This window comes from Bacillus cereus group sp. N21 (genome assembly GCF_016483395.1).
Lineage (GTDB): Bacteria > Bacillota > Bacilli > Bacillales > Bacillaceae_G > Bacillus_A > Bacillus_A pseudomycoides.
Window position 1 is genome coordinate 1 of the sequence record NZ_JAEHBX010000260.1, and the last position, 391, is coordinate 391.

A 391-nucleotide genomic window follows, 5' to 3' on the forward strand; every position below is an offset into this window, starting at 1 on the left:
CGCCTCCTAAAGTGTAACGGAGGCGCCCAAAGGTTCCCTCAGAATGGTTGGAAATCATTCGTAGAGTGCAAAGGCATAAGGGAGCTTGACTGCGAGACCTACAAGTCGAGCAGGGACGAAAGTCGGGCTTAGTGATCCGGTGGTTCCGCATGGAAGGGCCATCGCTCAACGGATAAAAGCTACCCCGGGGATAACAGGCTTATCTCCCCCAAGAGTCCACATCGACGGGGAGGTTTGGCACCTCGATGTCGGCTCATCGCATCCTGGGGCTGTAGTCGGTCCCAAGGGTTGGGCTGTTCGCCCATTAAAGCGGTACGCGAGCTGGGTTCAGAACGTCGTGAGACAGTTCGGTCCCTATCCGTCGTGGGCGTAGGAAATTTGAGAGGAGCTG

At 56.5% G+C, this 391-nt stretch carries 1 rRNA gene; it reads left to right on the top strand.

The features are described 5' to 3' along the window. A 23S ribosomal RNA gene (locus JDS96_RS30765) occupies positions 1-391 on the top strand; the annotation flags it as partial.